Consider the following 17,036-nt stretch of genomic DNA (forward strand, 5'->3'; position numbering starts at 1 on the left):
GTAGGCAAGTCATGAAGTTTCAAGATGTTCTGGTCAGTCGCGAGCACATGTTTTCCGTGGGCATCGAACAAGATTCGGGTCGGTTCTACGTCTCCATACCGGTCAGCAATGGCATGGCCGACTACGAGGAATACTACGAAATCAATCAGGCGACCTTCGAGCTGTTCAGGCGTGACCCGGATGCTGCGCTGCCGTTTGTGGCCCGTTGCAAAAAGCGCGAGCTGGACCAGCTGTTGATCGTCCAGCCCGGAACGAACCGCGGCACCGCCATTTGATGCTGGCCACGGTTGTTCCGGCCATGAACCTCAGGGTCGGGCCTTTGCCGGGAACAACGCTTTTACCGCCGCGTCGATCACACCCTTGAGGCCTTTACCTTTAGGGTCCACGGCGCTGGCGCCTCCGGAGTTGAGGTCCAGACGGCCGCCGGTGTCGATGTTGCCATTTTCGCTGGCGTAGATATTGAACGCTGTGCCCGAGATATTGATCTCGCCACTGGCATTGAACTCCAGCACGCTTTTGCCGCACACCAATCGAATCTGCGAACCCGCCTCCACTAGGTATTGGGTGCTGATGCTGTCGCTCTTGGCTCCGCCGACGAGCAGGGCATCGTTGCGCTGCACGGCCCGCAGGCGGTCTTCGCCGATCAGGACCGTCTCGTTGTGGCCGATGCTCTTGTTGCGGTCATGCCCCACCGAATGGCTCTCGTCCACCTCGACCACGATGTCCTGGTTGCGCTCGGCATGGATGTACAGCTGCTCGGCGCCTTTCTTGTCTTCCATGCGGATTTCGTTGAAATTCGCCGGCGTGCCGCCTTTGCTCGAACGGCTTTTGGTGCCGCTCTGAGTGGCATTGGCAGGCAACGCATAGGGCACGGTCTGCTCGGCGTTGTAGACGCGACCGGTGATGATCGGTCGGTCCGGATCACCCTCGAGGAAGCCCACGATCACTTCCTGCCCGATGCGCGGGATCTGCACCGAGCCCCAATTCTTGCCGGCCCACGCCTGCGACACGCGAATCCAGCACGAGCTGTTTTCGTTGGATTGGTCGTGACGGTCCCAGTAGAAATGCACCTTCACCCGGCCATACTGGTCGGTCCAGATTTCCTCGCCTTTGGGGCCCACCACCAATGCGGTCTGCGGGCCTTTGACGATGGGCCGGTGAGTAATCGCCAGCGGACGATAACTTTGCTGGGCGTCGATGCAGGTCAGGCTGCTTTCGAATTGCGCGGTCGGCGCGCCGCCACCGGTTTCGCCACTTTCCTGGGAAATGTAATAGCGGGCGCCGACGATCAGGTATTCACGGTTCTGGTCCTGACGGCTGAAACCCGTGAGGCTGAACAGATGCCCCGAGCCCAGCCCCCGAGCGTTACCGGCCAGCTCGACCTGTTCGTGCTGGGTCTGCAAGGCTTCGATGCGGGTGCGGGCGTAGTGTTCGCCGTCCTGGCTCTGCACGTAGGTGCCAGGGTAGTCGTAGAGGGGATAGTCGCCGGCAGTGTGCGGGCGGGGCATGGCCGAGCGTACGTCGATGCGTGCGCTGGGGCGTTGAAAATCGTAGTCGTTGAGCTCCAGCGAGCCGGGCTGGACTTCCTGGGCCAGGTGCCAGTCGTGGATATGGTCGCGCTCGCGCTGTTGCTCATTCTTCGGGTAGTAAGGCACCGTTGCGTAGCCCGGCGCACGGGTGTGGGCGCCATAGGCGTCAGCCAGCACCAGCACATGACGACCCTGCTCATGGCGGAAGAAGTAGTAGATGCCTTCCTGTTCCATCAGCCGGCTGACGAAATCGAAACTGGTCTCGCGATACTGCACGCAGTATTCCCACTCGCGATAGGTTTGGCTCAAGGCGTCTTCGAAATCGGAAAAGCCCAGGTCGCGGAACACCTGCTTGATGATCTGCGGGATGGTCAGGTTCTGGAAAATCCGGCAATCGGAGGTACGGGTCAGCAGCCACAGCCATGGGCGCAGGGTGGCGTGGTAGCTGGCGAACTGGCCCTGGTCGACGTTCTGGCTGCACCGGGCGACGATGCCGTGGAAGTAGCGTTCGCCACCGCCATCGAGCTGCAGGCTCACGCACATGGGCTTGCCGAGCAGTTGATTCAAATCGATGGCGTTGTCCAGCGAATGCAGCTGCAACTCGTAGTTGAACAGCCGGCCCAATTCTTCACCGCCGCTCATGTCCTTGAGCAACAACACCTCGGGTCCCAGGGGGCTGGTGATCTTGGCCAGGCGTGAGGCTTGGTTGAATAACATCGGTCATCTCATCGTTGTAATGGCTGCGCCGCTGATTGGAACAACTGTGGGAGCGAGCTTGCTCGCGATGGCGGTATGTCAGTCAACACGGATGTTGAATGTGACTGCGCTATCGCGAGCAAGCTCGCTCCCACAGGGTTTTGCAGTGTTCCTTACCGTCAGGCCGCGTCGCTGAAATCGTACTGCAGTTCGTTGTCCACGGCGCTGATCCTCACGCCGGCCAGGGCCTTGCCTTCGAGCATGCGGGTCAGGAACTCGCGGCTCATGTCCGGCAGCAGGCTGTTGGTCAGGATGGTGTCGATCATACGTCCACCGCTTTCGGTTTCGGTGCAACGCGAGACGATCAAATCGATCACCGCGTCGTCGTAGTCGAAGGCCACTTTGTGGGTGCTCTCCACGCGCTTCTTGATGCGGTTGAGCTGCAGGCGAGTGATGGCCTTGAGCATCTCGTCGCTGAGCGGGTAGTACGGGATCGTCACCAGGCGGCCGAGCAAGGCCGGCGGGAAAATCTCCAGCAGCGGCTGGCGCAGGGCCTTGGCGATTTCTTCCGGCTCGGGCACGTTTTGCGGGTCTTTGCAGACGTCGGCGATCAGCTCGGTGCCGGCGTTGGTGGTCAGCAGGATCAAGGTGTTCTTGAAGTCGATCACCCGGCCTTCGCCGTCCTCCATCACGCCTTTGTCGAACACCTGGAAGAAGATTTCATGCACGTCCGGGTGGGCTTTTTCCACCTCGTCCAGCAGCACCACGCTGTACGGTTTGCGCCGCACGGCTTCGGTCAGCACGCCGCCTTCGCCGTAGCCGATGTAGCCCGGTGGCGCGCCCTTGAGGGTGGACACGGTGTGGGCTTCCTGGAACTCGCTCATGTTGATGGTGATGACGTTCTGCTCGCCGCCGTACATGGCTTCGGCCAGGGCCAGGGCGGTTTCGGTCTTGCCCACGCCGGAGGTGCCGGCGAGCATGAACACGCCAATCGGCTTGCTCGGGTTGTCGAGGCCGGCGCGGGAGGTCTGGATGCGCTTGGCGATCATCTGCAAGGCATGGTCCTGGCCGATGATGCGTTTTTTCAGGTGCTGGTCGAGGTTGAGCACGGTTTCCAGTTCGTTGCGGGCCATGCGGCCCACCGGGATACCGGTCCAGTCGGCGACCACCGAGGCCACGGCCTGGTAATCCACGGTGGGCAGAATCAGCGGGGTTTCGCCTTGCAGGGCGGTCAGGCGCTGTTGCAGGTCCACCAGTTTCTCGCGCAGGGCGTGGCTTTCATTGTCGGCAGCTTCGCTGGCGTCTTCGCTGTCCACCACGCCGACGCGTTCGCGCAAGGTGGCGCGGGTGGCGAGCAGCTCGTCCACCAGGGTTTTCTCTTCGGCCCAGCGGCTTTCCAGCTCGGCCAGGCGCTCGCGTTCGGCGCTCAACAGGCTTTCGCTGTGGCTCTGGCGAGTGCCGATGACCACGCCAATCGCGTGCTCACGGGCGATGATTTGCAGCTCGGTTTCCAGCGCTTCGATGCGCCGACGGCTGTCGTCCACTTCGGCGGGCACGGCGTGCAGGCTGATGGCGACGCGGGCGCAGGCGGTGTCCAGCAGGCTCACGGATTTGTCCGGCAGCTGGCGCGCGGGAATGTAGCGGTGGGACAGCTTGACCGAGGCTTCCAGGGCTTCGTCGAGGATCTGCACCTGGTGGTGCTGTTCCATGGTCGAGGCCACGCCGCGCATCATCAGCAGGGCTTTGTCTTCCGACGGCTCGGCCACTTGCACCACTTGGAAACGGCGGGTCAGGGCCGGGTCTTTTTCGATGTGTTTCTTGTACTCGGCCCAGGTCGTGGCCGCCACGGTGCGCAAGGTGCCGCGGGCCAGGGCCGGCTTGAGCAGGTTGGCCGCGTCGCCCGTGCCGGCGGCGCCACCGGCACCCACCAGGGTGTGGGCTTCGTCGATGAACAGGATGATCGGCTTGGGCGAGGCCTGGACGTCTTCGATGACCTGACGCAGGCGCTGTTCGAATTCGCCTTTCATGCTCGCGCCGGCCTGCAACAGGCCCACGTCGAGGCTGCGCAGTTCCACGTCCTTGAGGGCCGGCGGCACGTCGCCGGCGACGATGCGCAGGGCAAAGCCTTCGACCACGGCGGTCTTGCCCACGCCGGCTTCACCGGTGAGGATCGGGTTGTTCTGCCGGCGGCGCATGAGGATGTCCACCAATTGGCGGATCTCTTCGTCACGGCCGACGATGGGGTCGAGCTTGCCGCTGCGGGCCTGCTCGGTGAGGTCGACGGTAAAGCGCTTGAGGGCTTCCTGCTTGCCCATGGCGCTGGGGGCCATGGCGCCGCTGGCTTCGCCCGGCACGGCGCCGGCATTGAAGCCGTCGCTGGCGGTCAGGGCGTTTTCCGGCGAGTCGCCGACGTATTCGTCAAAGCGCTCGCTCAGGGCTTCGACCTTGACCTTGTCGAACTCCGACGACAGCCCCAGCAGGGCGTGGCGCAGGCTCGGCGTCTTGAGGATGCCCAGCACCAGGTAACCGGTGCGCACCTGGCTTTCGCCGAACATCAGGCTGCCGTAGACCCAGCCGCGTTCCACGGCTTCTTCGACGTGGGAGGACAGGTCGGTGATCGACGTCGACCCCCGTGGCAGACGGTCGAGGGCTTCGGTGAGGTCACGGGCCAGGCGCGCCGGCTCGATGTTGAACTGGCGGATGATGCGATGCAGGTCCGAGTCCTGCAGTTGCAGCAACTGGTGAAACCAGTGGGCCAGTTCCACATAAGGGTTACCGCGCAACTTGCAGAACACGGTGGCGGCTTCGATGGCTTTGTAGGCCACGCTGTTGAGTTTGCCGAACAACGCGGCGCGACTGATTTCACCCATGCTCATGGCTCCTTGAGGTCTGTGAGGTGTTGGCCTGTTCGGCGTAATGCCGGGCCAGTATTAGATCGTTGGCATCGGTTTCGGGGCGACCCAGCCAGGTATTGAACCCCAGGCGGAAGCGACCGTTGAGTTGCAGCGCCGGGACTTCGGGCTGTTCCAGGACCAGGTTCAGGTCCCAGTCCAACTCATGGCCCAGGTATTCGGCGACCCAGGCCACCAGCTCGTTGAACGGTTGGCTGCCCGGCAGCATGCCCATGTAGTCGACGAGCTTGAGTGGCCCCAGGCGAATGCGGAATTTGTGCTGGCGATCCCACACGAAGCGGCCCAGGCAGAAGTCCACGCCCAGTCGGGCGTTGACACCGACGCGGCTGCGTTCGGGCAGCTCCAGCCATTGGCCGACGTATTCTTCGATCTCCACCGGCAGGCCGAAGTACTCGCTGAGAATCGCCTTCAAGCCGTCCGGGTAACGGGTTTGCGCCGACAGGTGGCCGCTGTAGTGCAGCTTCGCCGTGTCGGGGATCAGCCCCTGGTTGAGCAGGCTTGGCATGCCCCGGCCGCTGAGCGCCGCCAGGCGTGCCGACCAATAGTCATCGTCCGGGCGGTCATGGCTGACGGTCGGCCGCGCTTCGGCCCAGGCCCGGTAGAACAGGCTGAGCAGGCGATGGTGAAACACATCGAGGAAGCGCTTGCTGGTGCTGTCGGCGTTGTTGCGCTGGCGTTCGCGCACGTATTCGGTGATGTGCAGCGGCATCGGGCCGTTGGGGCCGCCGAGGCCGAAGAAGAATTGCTCCAGGCGCGCCGGCGTACCGTCGCCGCCCGGTTGCACCGAGGCGAGGGTGGCCGGGGCGAAGGTGCAGTCGGCCTGTTGCCCGAGGCGCAACGGGTCATCGGCCAGGCGCAGGGAATGGCCCAGGCGCGGCAGCTCCGGGGATTCGCACTCGATGCGCCGCAACGCCTGGAAGAAGTCGTATTCCCAGGGTTCCTGGTGCATCGCCTCCAGGGTACTCACAGGGTCGGACGACGTCCGGGCTTGGCTTTCCATCGCATGATCTCGCCGCGTTCGGTGGTACGGATCACCGTCTCGGTAAAACTGTTGATCGACACGTAGCGTGCCAGGAAGCGCTCGAACACCGCACCGAGTAGGAACACCCCGGTGCCGCGAAACGCGTTTTCATCGAATTCCAGGGTGATCTCCAGGCCCCGACCGAACACGATCGGGCCGGGCATCGGCAAGCGCCGGGTGCAAGCCTTGCTGCTGACTTCCCGCAGGCCTTCGATCTGCAATTGCAGCGCCGCGTCGTTGCTGTCGCCGTACAGGCGCAGCAGTTCCCGCAGGGCGGCGGCGCCTTGGCCTTGTTCGCTCAACGACAAGTAGTTCAGCGACAATTGGCTGATCAGCCGCCAGGCCTTGGCATCGTGGGCATGGCTGGCCCGTGGCCGACTCGGCCCGGCCACGCAGCGCACCGCGCCCACCGGCGCACTATCGGCCAGGGTGAAGTCGGTCTTGCCGTTGCCCACGCTCATGAACAGCGGCAGGTCGCGGTTGGTGCACAACGCCGTCACGCCCAGTTGGCGCAGGTCGTGGCGGTAGGGCGCTTGCTGGCTGTCCACCAGGCTGACGAAGGTTTCGCTGCCGATGTAGGTCGAGCGCGGGCCGTTGCGTCGCTGGTCGCTGGACAGCACGCGCGGTTCGCGGCGCACGGTGTAGTAGGCCAGGTCGCGGCCATAGCGGGACGGGTCGCGCACGGCGTAGAACGGCAAGAACGGTTGCTCCGGCCCGGTGCCGTGGCCGGTGAGGCCGCTGAGCGAATGCACTTCGAAATCCATCGGCCGGGTGCGGTCGGCGATCACGTGGTGTTCGTTGACCCGCTCCGACAAATGAATGCGGTCCAGGCGCTTGGGGAACAGGTTGATGGCCGGGGTGCAGAACGGCAGGAATTGCGAAGCGCCGACGCTGCCTTCCAGGCTTGGATCGTGACGGTCGAACAGCACGATCAACTCCAGTTCCTGGCCGTCGCAGCGTTTGACCGCGCGGCTCAACTGGGTGAAGTCGACGAACAGGAAGCGGTGGGGCAGGGCGAAGTATTCCTGCAACAGGCGATAGCCCTGGAAGGCCCGGGACACCACCGGCAGCGCGGCGTCGGCGTCGTCGAAGCCGCGTGAGCGCAACGCATCCTGGGGCAGGCGCTCCACCCAGTCGCCGCCGGGCTTGCGGGCGAACACCGCGCAGGCATTGCCCAGCAGTTGTTCGTAGAGGCGGAAGGGCTGCTCGTCGGCGCCGCTCAAATACAGCGGCAGGTTGTCCAGGGCCAGGCTGTTGAACGGCAGTTCGGCGCCGGTGCGCAGGGTGATGCGCAGCCCGGCCTTGGCCTTGGGCTCGCTGGCGGCCAGGCGCCCGAGCACCACGGATGGGTTGCCGAAGTATTCAGCCTGGCTGACCTGCAACGGCCACAACGTCACCGCGTGGGCGGTGCGGTACTCGCAGCAGGTCTGGGTTTCGCGACCCAGGGCGGCGCGCAGGACGGTATCGCGGGGCAGCGGGAAACCACTGCTCAGCGAGCCTTCGTCCGGGTCGGCCTGCATCTGCACCACGGTCATCGACGGTGTCGGCGCCAGGTAATGGGGGTAGGCGATTTCCAGCAGGTTGTGGGTGAAGGTCGGGTACTCGGCGTCGAGCTTGAGCTGCACCCGTGCCGTCAGGTAGGCGAAGCCTTCCAGCAGGCGCTCGACATATGGGTCGGCGCAGTCCATGCCGGACAACGTCAGCCGACTGGCGATCTTCGGGTATTCCTTGGCGAACTCCGCCGCGCTTTCGCGCACGTGGTGCAGTTCCTGGTTGTACAGCTCCAGCAGGCGCGGGTTCATGAGCGTCTCCGCTGGTCGGCGTTGACCACGCGCACATGGCCGGTTTCCAGGTCCAGGTCGGTCTGCAGCATCAGGCGCAGGGGCACCGGCTGGGCCCAGAGGTCGCCCTCGATTTCGAAACTCAAGGCGTTGTGGTTCATCTCGGCCGTCGCCCGGGCCCGCACCCGCAGGGTGTGGCGCAGGATGCGCGGTTCGAAGGTGGCAATGGCCTGGTGGATCAAGGTTTCCAGGGCCGAGACATCGACGTTCGACGCGCTGTTGCCGGCCAGCGCCGGCAGGCCGAAATTCACCACCGAGGTGCCCGCCGGGGTGTGCAGCGTGGCATCGGCGTCGAGCAATGACGTGGTGTTGAGCAGCCACGCCAGGTCACGCAGCACCGAGGCTTTCAATTGGGTCAGGGACAGCACGCGTTTGTCGGCGCTTTCCTTGGGGTTGGTCGGATCGTCGTCGGTCAACCGGTCCAGTAGGGAGGGTTGGAGGCGATCGCGGGTGGCGATTTCGGTTACCACGTAAAGGGTGCCACGTACATTTTCTGGTCTCCGCCGGCGCCGCAAGCTGCATACAGGCTGACCGTCCCCGCCTCGAAACCTTCTGGCATCTGACGGATAGCCTGCATTTTGCTCAGACAATCGCGGCTGGGGGCGGGCATGTGTTCGCTGCGCCAGACCGCAAAAATCGGGATGTTGTTGAACATTTCCACGCGCAGTTTCTGCTGTTTGTCCAGGCTGAAGCCGCACGGCCATTCCATGTCCAGCTTCATGCGACTCTGGTCGGGTCTGACCAGCGTGCATTGGCCCTGATCGTCAACCAGGCTGAGTGGCTGGCCCACGAAAACCGCCTGGGTCGTCGGCGTCCCCGCATGCTCGGCGCATGCACTCAGGCTGACCAGGCTCGTCGTCAGGCATAGGGCGAACAAGGCCTTGTTCATTAAGTGAGCTCCCAGAACCAGATCTCCTTGGATCGATAGAAAAGGTCGCTGGTTTGGGTCAGGCCACGGTTCCACAGATCGATATGGTCGCCGCTACGACCTTCGGCAGTCTCGCCTGATTGCTGGAAGCAGTCCTTGAAGAAAATCAGGCCGGTCTTGCCCATCAACGTGCGTCGGTTTTCGGTGCTGTTACTGAGTCTGGTTGGAGCGCCCAGGTGGTGCTTCCACAACCAGTTCGCCAATGATTCGGCGCCCCTGGCGTGTTCATGCTTGCACAAGGGATCTTTGGTGTAGGTGGATTTGTTGACCTTGATGGTTTTCTCCGCATTGAGCGTCAGGCTCATGCGTATGGCGCATTGGTTTGCCCAGGGACCGTCACAGGGTTTTGCGTCAGGATGGGCAACCAGCAGGTCGGAATAGGCTTTCCACAAATTGATAAACGAAGGCTTGGCCATGACTCAGACACCGAAAGGGAACAGATTGGATTCGAGCAAGCACCAAACACCCCCGGCGCGTGGCACCGGGGGTATTTTCGATTACACCTTGACGTTCTGACGGATGTTCCAGCCGAACTTGACCGGACCGCCTTCCTTGGTGCCGTCGGCTTTCTGTGGCTGGTAGTCCACCAGCACCTTGGCGAAGTTCAGGGTGACGTTTTCAGTCAGGCGATCATCGCCACCCGAGCCGCCGGTGCTCAGGGAAGTGACCAGCACTTCTTCCAGGTTGATGATCATGTACTCGACCTGGCTTTCACCGCCGGCCTTGCGCACGGTCAGCTTGACCTTGTCGATGTGCTTGCCGCTGGCGCAGTGCATCATCAGGTTTGGCGAAGCCTTGTCGACGAACTTGGTCAGCGACAGGTCCTGGACGTTGACCTTGCCTGCACCACCGCCACTGCCCACGTGCATGTTGCCGGACTGGGACATGCCCCAGCTCCAGTTCAGGACGTCGATCTCGTCCTTGTGGGCCTTGTCCATGGACTCGCCCTTGATGTCGCCGATCTTGATGAAAATATCAACAGCCATGTTTTCTCCCTGTGTGGTTTCTAACCACATTGTGTTTTGTTGATCGTTCCCACGCTCTGCGTGGTAACGTATCGGGTGACGCTCCGCGTCACGGGGACGCAGAGCGTCCCGGGCGGCATTCCCACGCAGAGCGTGGGAACGATCACATCAAGGTCGGTGTTATGCGCCCTTGGCCGACGGCAGTTTCGATACCAGGCGCAGCGACACGGTCAGCCCTTCGAGCTGGTAGTGCGGGCGCAGGTAGAACTTGGAGTTGTAGTACCCCGGGTTGCCTTCGACTTCTTCGACGATCACTTCGGCCGCTGCCAGTGGGTGCTGGGCCTTGGTGGTCTCGGTGGAGTGCGCCGGGTCACCGTCGACGTAGTTGAGGATCCAGTCCTGCAACCAGCGCTGCATCTCGTCCTTCTCTTTGAAGGAGCCGATCTTGTCGCGCACGATGCACTTCAGGTAATGGGCGAACCGGCAGGTGGCGAACAGGTACGGCAGGCGCGCGGCCAGGTTGGCGTTGGCGGTGGCGTCCGGGTCGTCGTATTCGGCCGGTTTCTGCAACGACTGGGCGCCGATGAACGCGGCGAAGTCGGTGTTTTTCTTGTGCAGCAGTGGCATGAAACCGTTCTTCGCCAGTTCCGCTTCACGGCGGTCCGAGATGGCGATTTCGGTCGGGCACTTCATGTCCACGCCACCGTCGTCGGTCGGGAACGTGTGGGCTGGCAGGTTTTCCACTTCGCCGCCCGATTCAACGCCACGGATGCGCGAGCACCAGCCGAAGTGTTTGAACGAACGGTTGATGTTCACCGCCATCGCGTAGGCGGCGTTGGCCCAGGTGTACTTGGAGCTGTCGGCGCCGTCGGTGTTTTCTTCGAAGGCGAAGGCTTCCACCGGGTCGGTCTTGGCGCCGTAAGGCAGGCGCGCCAGGAAACGCGGCATGGTCAGGCCGATGTAGCGCGAGTCTTCCGATTCACGCAGCGAGCGCCAGCCGGCGTATTCCGGGGTGGTGAAGATCTTGGTCAGGTCGCGCGGGTTCGACAGTTCCTGCCACGAGCCCATGCCCATCACGGTCGGCGATGCCGCTGCGATGAACGGGGAGTGCATGGCCGCGCAGACTTTCGACAGCTCGCCCAGCAGTTCGACATCCGGTGGCGACTGGTCGAAGTAGTAGTCGCCCACCAGGCAGCCGTAAGGCTCGCCGCCGAACTGGCCGTATTCTTCTTCGTACATCTTCTTGAAGATCGGGCTCTGGTCCCACGCGGTGCCCTTGAATTTCTTCAGGGTCTTGTGCAGGTCGGTCTTGGAGATGTTGAGCACGCGGATCTTGAGCTGCTCATCGGTCTCGGTGTTGTTGACCAGGTAGTGCAGGCCACGCCAGGCGCTTTCCAGTTGCTGGAAGTCGGGGTGGTGGATGACCTGGTTGACCTGGGCGGTGAGCTTGGCGTCGATGGCGGCGATGATCGATTCGATCGACTTGATGGCGTCGTTGGACACCAGGTCGGTCTGCGCCAGGGCCTGCTCGGCCAGGGTGCGCACGGCCGTTTCAACGGCTTCGCGGGCACGCTCGGTCTTGGGTTTGAATTCTTGCAGCAGCAGGGACGCGAACTCGCTGGTTTCTTGGGTTGCGCCCAGGTTCTGTGCGCCTTCGCGGGCTGTATTGTCAGTCATGATCATTGGTCCTGTGCTGGCTTCGGCGCGCTCGCCAGGGCCTGCAACAGCGCTGGGTCCTTGATCGCCTTCATGATGATTTCTTCGGCGCCGGTCTTGCCGTCCATGTAGGTCAGCAGGTTGGCCAACTGGGTGCGCGCTTCGAGCAGCTTGTTCAGCGAGTCGACCTTGCGGGCAACGGCCGCCGGGCTGAAGTCGTCCATGCTTTCGAACGTCAGGTCCAGGCTCAGGTTGCCTTCGCCGGTCAGTTCGTTAGGCACATGGAACGCCACGCGCGGCTGCATGGCCTTGAGGCGCGAGTCGAAGTTGTCGACGTCGATCTCGAGGAACTTGCGGTCGGCCACTGGGGCCAGAGGCTCGGCGGGCTTGCCGGCGAGGTCGGCCATTACCCCCATGACGAAGGGCAACTGGACCTTTTTCTCGGCGCCGTAGAGCTCGACGTCGTACTCGATCTGCACTCGAGGCGCGCGGTTGCGCGCGATGAATTTCTGAGAACTTTGCTTCGCCACGTTGCTGCTCCTGGTCGCTTGAGCGACGGTGTTGGCGTCATCGGGGGTACCGGTGACGTGACTGCGTGATCCGCTCGCTTTTTATTCGCTGTCTGGGCCGCGCAGGTTTTCAAATTGACTCATGCCGTCGGGAATCAGGTTGCGCACAATGGCCGCGAAATCGGCGTGCACCAGATGCTTGGCCCGGTTCAACAGCACCGGCAACGGGCTGGAGGGCTCATGACGGGTGTAGTAAGCGAGAATCCGGTCCAGGCTGCGCAGCACGTCGTCGCGGTTGTTGATGTCGCCGCTGACGGTGCTGGTGCTGTTATTGGTGTTGCGCGGTGAGCTTGTGACATTTGCATGCTCACTGGGCGCTGCGCTGTTATCGCTGACGGCATCGGCCTGGGCGCTGTCGCCACTCTGCGGGGCGAACTGGCCGAGAATCTGCAGGGCCATCTTCAAAGGTTGCTTCAACGGGCCGAGGTCCACGCCTTGGGCGGAACCGACCTGGTCGCTGACCTGCTGTTCGATGGCTTCGGCGGCGCTACGGGCTTCGAGCAGGGCGGCGCGGGTGATTTCCAGTTGTTCGGGGTCGCTGTCGAGCAGGGCTCCGGCGAGCTGTTCGGCCCCGAGGTTTTCATCCGGGAAACTTTGCAGGCCACTGGCGTTGGCGGCGGCGCGCAGGCTGACGGCACCGAAGGTCCGCGAACGGGTCAGGATGCTTTCACGCAGCAGGCGGATGGTGAGATCGGAGGTGAGACCGGCGAGGGCATTGATGCGCACAGTGGGGTCGTTGTCGTCATCGGCGTCCAGGCGCGGATGCAGTTCGGCCCAGTATTGCTTGAGCAGTTCGCTGATCAGCGTCAGCACACGGGCCATGCCCGGCAGGCCTTCGAGGGCCAGGGAGCTTTGCATCAGGAAATGGGTGATGCGCAGGTCTTTGCTGCGCTGCAGCAAGTCCAGGCTTTGCTGCTGGATGCTGCGCCACTCAGGAGGTTCGGCAGGCAGGATCGAATCGCCCATGCTGCGCTCGGGCTGGCCCCGGGAGTCGCGTTCCAGGCGCAGGAAATCCGCATCATATTCCAGATCTTCACCACACGGCGAAGTCGCGGAAACGGCGGCGAGCAGCAAAGGCACATCCACTTGGATCGATCTCCCTATCACCCGCTTGATAGAAGTCGGGCAGTTCACACGCAAGTTTCGGATGAAACTTCACATGTTCCTTGACGGTAATGGCCCTTTAGACTCGTGATGATCTTAAAGTGCCATCATGTATATTCAAGAAGTTGTGCATTTTTGGTGTAGTACTTATCGCTTGTCAAGGTAAGCTATTTCGCCTGTGTATGCCCTATGTAACAGTTGTGATGCGCTTAACAGCCTGCCCGACCTGCCGGTCGAAGTGGCAACTGACGTGGGGTTTTTGTCACGCAAGGCGGTTATGATCAGCAATCATGCTGGCAAAAAGCCGTTGTTACGGTTGCTGGCAGGTTGCCGGCGGGTCGTCAGGGCCTGAACCCTCTCACCCCCCCGCCGCGCGCGAAGTATTCAGCAAGGAGGCAAGATGCCGCTGTGTTTGACTATCACTAGTTATCACAAAATTACCCCAGGCCAGTGTTCCGAAAAGTCCATGAACCAGGGGGTGATGGCAATTGGCCGTAATTCCGATAATGACTGGGTATTACCGGACCCCGAGCGCCTGGTTTCCGGTAAACATTGCGTTATCCAATACAAAGACGGGCGTTATTATTTGACCGATCACAGCACCAATGGTGTGGAATTGGTCAAGGCCGGCGTTCGCTTGCGCAAGGGCAACAGCGAGCCCCTGCAAGACGGCGAAGTGATCCGCATTGGTGATTATGAAATCCAGGCCCGCGTCGATTTCAACCTGCCGGTCACCGACAGCAATCCGTTCGCCGAATCGCCCAGCAGCTTCGAGGCCTTGATGGGGCAGCAGAGCGCCGCCGCGCGTACGCCGTCGCCGATCCAGGTGGCCTCGCCTGCGCATTTCCAGGGCGTGTCGGCCATGGACACCCTGCCGGACCTGTTCGACTTCTTGACCCCGAGCAGTGTCCCGCCGGCCACCCAGCCTGACCATGTCCCGGCCGAGCAACACAACTTCCGCCCGCCGACGCCAATTGCCCGGCCGAACCCGCCACCGGTGGTCGAGCCGGTTGTACCGCCGTCTGTCTCGGTGATTCCGGATGACTGGGACCCGTTCAGCGACAAGCCTGCACCGATGGCGGTTGCCCCGCTGCCCGTGACCCCGCCGCCGGTGCCGCTACCGCCGGTGGTTGAGCCGGTCGCGCCCCCTGTTCCGCAGCCTCCGCTCGTCGACATTTTTGCTGGAATCAGTGCACCGCCGCCGGCGCCCGTGCATGAAGCGCCGGTGACCCGCGTCGAGGCCCCGGTCGCACCTCCAGTTGCTCCAGTTGCTCCAGTTGCCCCGGCCGAGGCCGCCCAACCCGACTTGCTGCAAGCCTTCCTGCGCGGTGCCGGGCTGGACCAGTTGCGCCTGGACAAGGCCAATGCCGAAGCACAGATGGAAAACATCGGGCGCAGTTATCGCTTGATGGTCGAAGGCCTGATCGATGTCTTGCGCGCCCGCAGCAGCCTCAAGGGTGAGTTCCGCATCCAGCAGACGATGATCCAGCCGGTGGAAAACAACCCGCTGAAGTTCGCCCCCAATGTCGATGAAGCCTTGCTGTTGCTGTTGCGCCACGGCAACCAGGCGTTCATGGCCCCGGACGCGGCGGTGCGTGACAGTTTCGACGATTTGCGCGCCCACCAACTGGCGGTAATGGCCGGTGTGGAAGCGGCCATCAAGCATTTGCTGGGGCGCTTCGAGCCGGCGCAACTGGAAGAACGCATGGCCAAGCCCGGTGGGCTTTCGGGTATTTTCAGCGGTTCGCGGCAGGCCCAGTACTGGCAGCAGTTCACCGAGCTCTACAGCAACATTTCCCAGGAAGCCCAGGAGGATTTCCAGGACCTGTTCGGTCGCGAGTTCAGTCGCGCCTACGAAGAACACAGCACACGACAGCGACGCCGTTGAGCGGCGCCGTCCCATAACAATATTGATCAGCCAACAACGGATAGCTCAAACGTCATTGAGGACGCAGGATGATTCCCAGGTTTTTACTCGCAGTCGCCACCGCGCTTCTGCTGACGGCGTGCGCCAAGGATGCGGCCAACCCCCAGCCCGAAGAAGCTGAGGCCGACACCGCCGCCGTCGAGTTGCACTTTCATGCCATCTCCGGGCTCAACCCCGGTGCCACTGGCCAGCCAGCCCCGGTCCGGGTGCGCATTTTCGAACTGAAAAATGCCGCGACCTTTGGCCGTTCCGATTATTTCGCCCTGGCCGAGCGGGCCCAGGCCACGCTGGGCGCCGACCTGATCGACCAGGACGAGGTGCTGATCCAGCCCGGCCAGCAACTGAGCCTGCAGCGCGACCTCGACCCGGCCACGCGGCACATCGGAATACTGGTGGGCTATCGCGAGCTGGACCAGTCGTTGTGGCGCACGGTGATGAATGTCCCGGCGCGCGAATACACCGAATACCAGATCAGCCTCGATGTGCGCGCCGTGCGCAGCGCCGTCGTCGTTCCCCCATCCAGCCCTGCCCAATAAGCAATCGGAGCCCCCATGTCCTGGAACAATCGCGTGGTCTGGTCGGAAGGCATGTTCATTGGAACGCAGCACTTCCAACAGCATGACCGTTACCTGGAAAACCTCATCGACGCACGCAGCCGCCCATTGTCGGCCGGCGCCTGGGGTTTTTCCGAATTGCTGATCGACCAGGGCCTGCTGGCCCAGGGCAAGCTGGCGATCATCTCGGCGCGGGGCCTGTTGCCGGACGGTACGCCCTTCAACATTCCCCAGGATGACCTGGCGCCCACCCCGCTGAACGTCGATGACAACCTGCGCGATGGCCTGGTGTACCTGGCCTTGCCGCTCAAGCGCGCCGGCGCCCGTGACACCGTGGACGAAGGCGAAGACCTCGGCGCCGCGCGTTATGTGAGCCAGGTGTGCGAAGTGCGCGACGACAACGCGCCGTTCGAAAACCGCGCGCCGGTGGCCCTTGGCTCCCGGGCCCTGCGGTTGTTGACCGAACAGGATGGCATCGGCGACTACGCCGCCATCGGTGTGGTACGCATCAAGGAAAAACGTGCCGACCGTGCCTTGGTACTCGACGACACCTACATCCCGCCACTGCTGGATGTCATCGCCTCCAAACCGCTGGCGGCGTTTCGCAGCGAACTGCTGGGCCTGCTGCATCAACGCGGCGAAGCCTTGGCCGGGCGGGTGGTGGCGTCCGGTGCCGGTGGCGCCTCGGAGATTGCCGACTTCATGCTGCTGCAACTGGTCAACCGCGCCCAACCGCTGATCCAGCACCTGAGCCAGTTGAGCCCGCTGCACCCCGAGCGCTTCTACAGCGAACTGGTGAGCCTGGCCGGGGAGTTCTCCACGTTCACCGCGTCCGGACGACGACCGCAGCAATACCCGCCGTACCAGCACGATGACCTGGCCCTCAGCTACGCGCCGGTGATGCAGGCCCTGCGCGAAGCCTTGTCGATGCTGATCGACAGCAAGGCGACGCCGATCCCGATTGTCGAGAAAGCCTACGGCATCCACGTGGCGATGCTGGCCGACAAGACCTTGCTCGACAGCGCCAGCTTCATCCTGGTGGTGCGCGCCGATGTGCCGGCCGAAACCCTGCGCAGCCGCTTCGGCCAGCAGAGCAAGGTCGGCTCGGTGGAGCACATCCGCGACCTGGTCAACCTGCAATTGCCGGGCATCGGCCTGCTGCCGTTGCCGGTGGCGCCACGGCAACTGCCGTACCACGCCGGCTCCACCTACTACGAACTCGACCGGGGCGGCGACCACTGGCAGCAGTTGAGCAACTCCGGCGGCTTTGCGTTCCACATCGCCGGCCAGTTCCCGGGGCTGAATCTGGCTTTCTGGGCGATCCGAGGATAAAC

At 62.9% G+C, this 17,036-nt stretch carries 15 protein-coding genes; 4 read left to right on the forward strand and 11 right to left on the reverse strand.

Annotated elements, in window-relative coordinates; all coding sequences use genetic code 11:
* Positions 1 to 11: 11 nt before the first annotated feature.
* Entirely contained in the window at positions 12 to 275 is a 264-nt protein-coding gene (locus tag BM321_RS14700) for a hypothetical protein (protein ID WP_092334426.1), read from the forward strand.
* 30 nt (positions 276 to 305) lie between these two features.
* Here the strand turns inward: BM321_RS14700 and BM321_RS14705 are convergent, their stop codons facing one another.
* From BM321_RS14705 to tssA, 11 genes are all read right to left on the reverse strand, one after another.
* Complete coding sequence (locus BM321_RS14705; RefSeq protein ID WP_092442971.1) at positions 306 to 2,246, reverse strand: type VI secretion system Vgr family protein; 1,941 nt, start codon at positions 2,244 to 2,246, stop codon at positions 306 to 308.
* A gap of 158 nt (positions 2,247 to 2,404) precedes the next feature.
* Positions 2,405 to 5,095 (reverse strand): type VI secretion system ATPase TssH, encoded by a 2,691-nt coding sequence (gene tssH / locus BM321_RS14710; protein ID WP_092442972.1) that lies wholly within the window; start codon positions 5,093 to 5,095, stop codon positions 2,405 to 2,407.
* A complete protein-coding gene (tssG, locus tag BM321_RS14715; RefSeq protein ID WP_092168362.1) occupies positions 5,088 to 6,137 on the reverse strand; it encodes a type VI secretion system baseplate subunit TssG in 1,050 nt (349 codons plus the stop codon). The genes tssH and tssG overlap by 8 nt, the downstream gene beginning before the upstream one ends.
* Positions 6,101 to 7,960, reverse strand: a complete 1,860-nt coding sequence (tssF, locus tag BM321_RS14720) for a type VI secretion system baseplate subunit TssF (RefSeq protein WP_092334093.1) — start codon at positions 7,958 to 7,960, stop codon at positions 6,101 to 6,103. Before tssF ends, tssG begins: the two co-directional genes overlap by 37 nt.
* Positions 7,957 to 8,469 (reverse strand): type VI secretion system baseplate subunit TssE, encoded by a 513-nt coding sequence (gene tssE, locus BM321_RS14725; RefSeq protein WP_058542707.1) that lies wholly within the window; start codon positions 8,467 to 8,469, stop codon positions 7,957 to 7,959. Before tssE ends, tssF begins: the two co-directional genes overlap by 4 nt.
* Entirely contained in the window at positions 8,463 to 8,888 is a 426-nt protein-coding gene (locus BM321_RS14730; protein ID WP_092200506.1) for a hypothetical protein, read from the reverse strand. The genes tssE and BM321_RS14730 overlap by 7 nt, the downstream gene beginning before the upstream one ends.
* The gene (locus BM321_RS14735; protein WP_092200509.1) at positions 8,888 to 9,343 is read right to left on the reverse strand and encodes a type VI secretion system amidase effector protein Tae4; all 456 of its coding nucleotides are present in this window, start codon (positions 9,341 to 9,343) and stop codon (positions 8,888 to 8,890) included. The genes BM321_RS14730 and BM321_RS14735 overlap by 1 nt, the downstream gene beginning before the upstream one ends.
* 81 nt (positions 9,344 to 9,424) lie before the next feature.
* The gene (locus BM321_RS14740) at positions 9,425 to 9,913 is read right to left on the reverse strand and encodes an Hcp family type VI secretion system effector (RefSeq protein ID WP_025216165.1); all 489 of its coding nucleotides are present in this window, start codon (positions 9,911 to 9,913) and stop codon (positions 9,425 to 9,427) included.
* A gap of 159 nt (positions 9,914 to 10,072) precedes the next feature.
* The gene (gene tssC / locus BM321_RS14745) at positions 10,073 to 11,569 is read right to left on the reverse strand and encodes a type VI secretion system contractile sheath large subunit (protein WP_072407496.1); all 1,497 of its coding nucleotides are present in this window, start codon (positions 11,567 to 11,569) and stop codon (positions 10,073 to 10,075) included.
* Positions 11,570 to 11,571: 2 nt separating this feature from the next.
* Positions 11,572 to 12,078, reverse strand: a complete 507-nt coding sequence (gene tssB, locus BM321_RS14750; RefSeq protein WP_003177230.1) for a type VI secretion system contractile sheath small subunit — start codon at positions 12,076 to 12,078, stop codon at positions 11,572 to 11,574.
* A gap of 81 nt (positions 12,079 to 12,159) precedes the next feature.
* Positions 12,160 to 13,203, reverse strand: a complete 1,044-nt coding sequence (tssA, locus tag BM321_RS14755; protein ID WP_092442973.1) for a type VI secretion system protein TssA — start codon at positions 13,201 to 13,203, stop codon at positions 12,160 to 12,162.
* A gap of 418 nt (positions 13,204 to 13,621) precedes the next feature.
* Here tssA and tagH point away from each other — a divergent pair, with 418 nt between their 5' ends.
* From tagH to tssK, 3 genes are all read left to right on the forward strand, one after another.
* Positions 13,622 to 15,109: a type VI secretion system-associated FHA domain protein TagH gene (gene tagH, locus BM321_RS14760; protein WP_092442974.1), complete on the forward strand. Its 1,488-nt coding sequence runs from the start codon at positions 13,622 to 13,624 to the stop codon at positions 15,107 to 15,109.
* A gap of 68 nt (positions 15,110 to 15,177) precedes the next feature.
* A complete protein-coding gene (tssJ, locus tag BM321_RS14765) occupies positions 15,178 to 15,684 on the forward strand; it encodes a type VI secretion system lipoprotein TssJ (RefSeq protein ID WP_092334085.1) in 507 nt (168 codons plus the stop codon).
* A 15-nt stretch (positions 15,685 to 15,699) separates the two neighbouring features.
* Positions 15,700 to 17,034, forward strand: a complete 1,335-nt coding sequence (gene tssK / locus BM321_RS14770; RefSeq protein WP_092442975.1) for a type VI secretion system baseplate subunit TssK — start codon at positions 15,700 to 15,702, stop codon at positions 17,032 to 17,034.
* The last annotated feature ends 2 nt before the right edge of the window (positions 17,035 to 17,036 follow it).

Source organism: Pseudomonas sp. NFIX10 (assembly GCF_900111955.1).
Lineage (GTDB): Bacteria > Pseudomonadota > Gammaproteobacteria > Pseudomonadales > Pseudomonadaceae > Aquipseudomonas > Aquipseudomonas fluorescens_AA.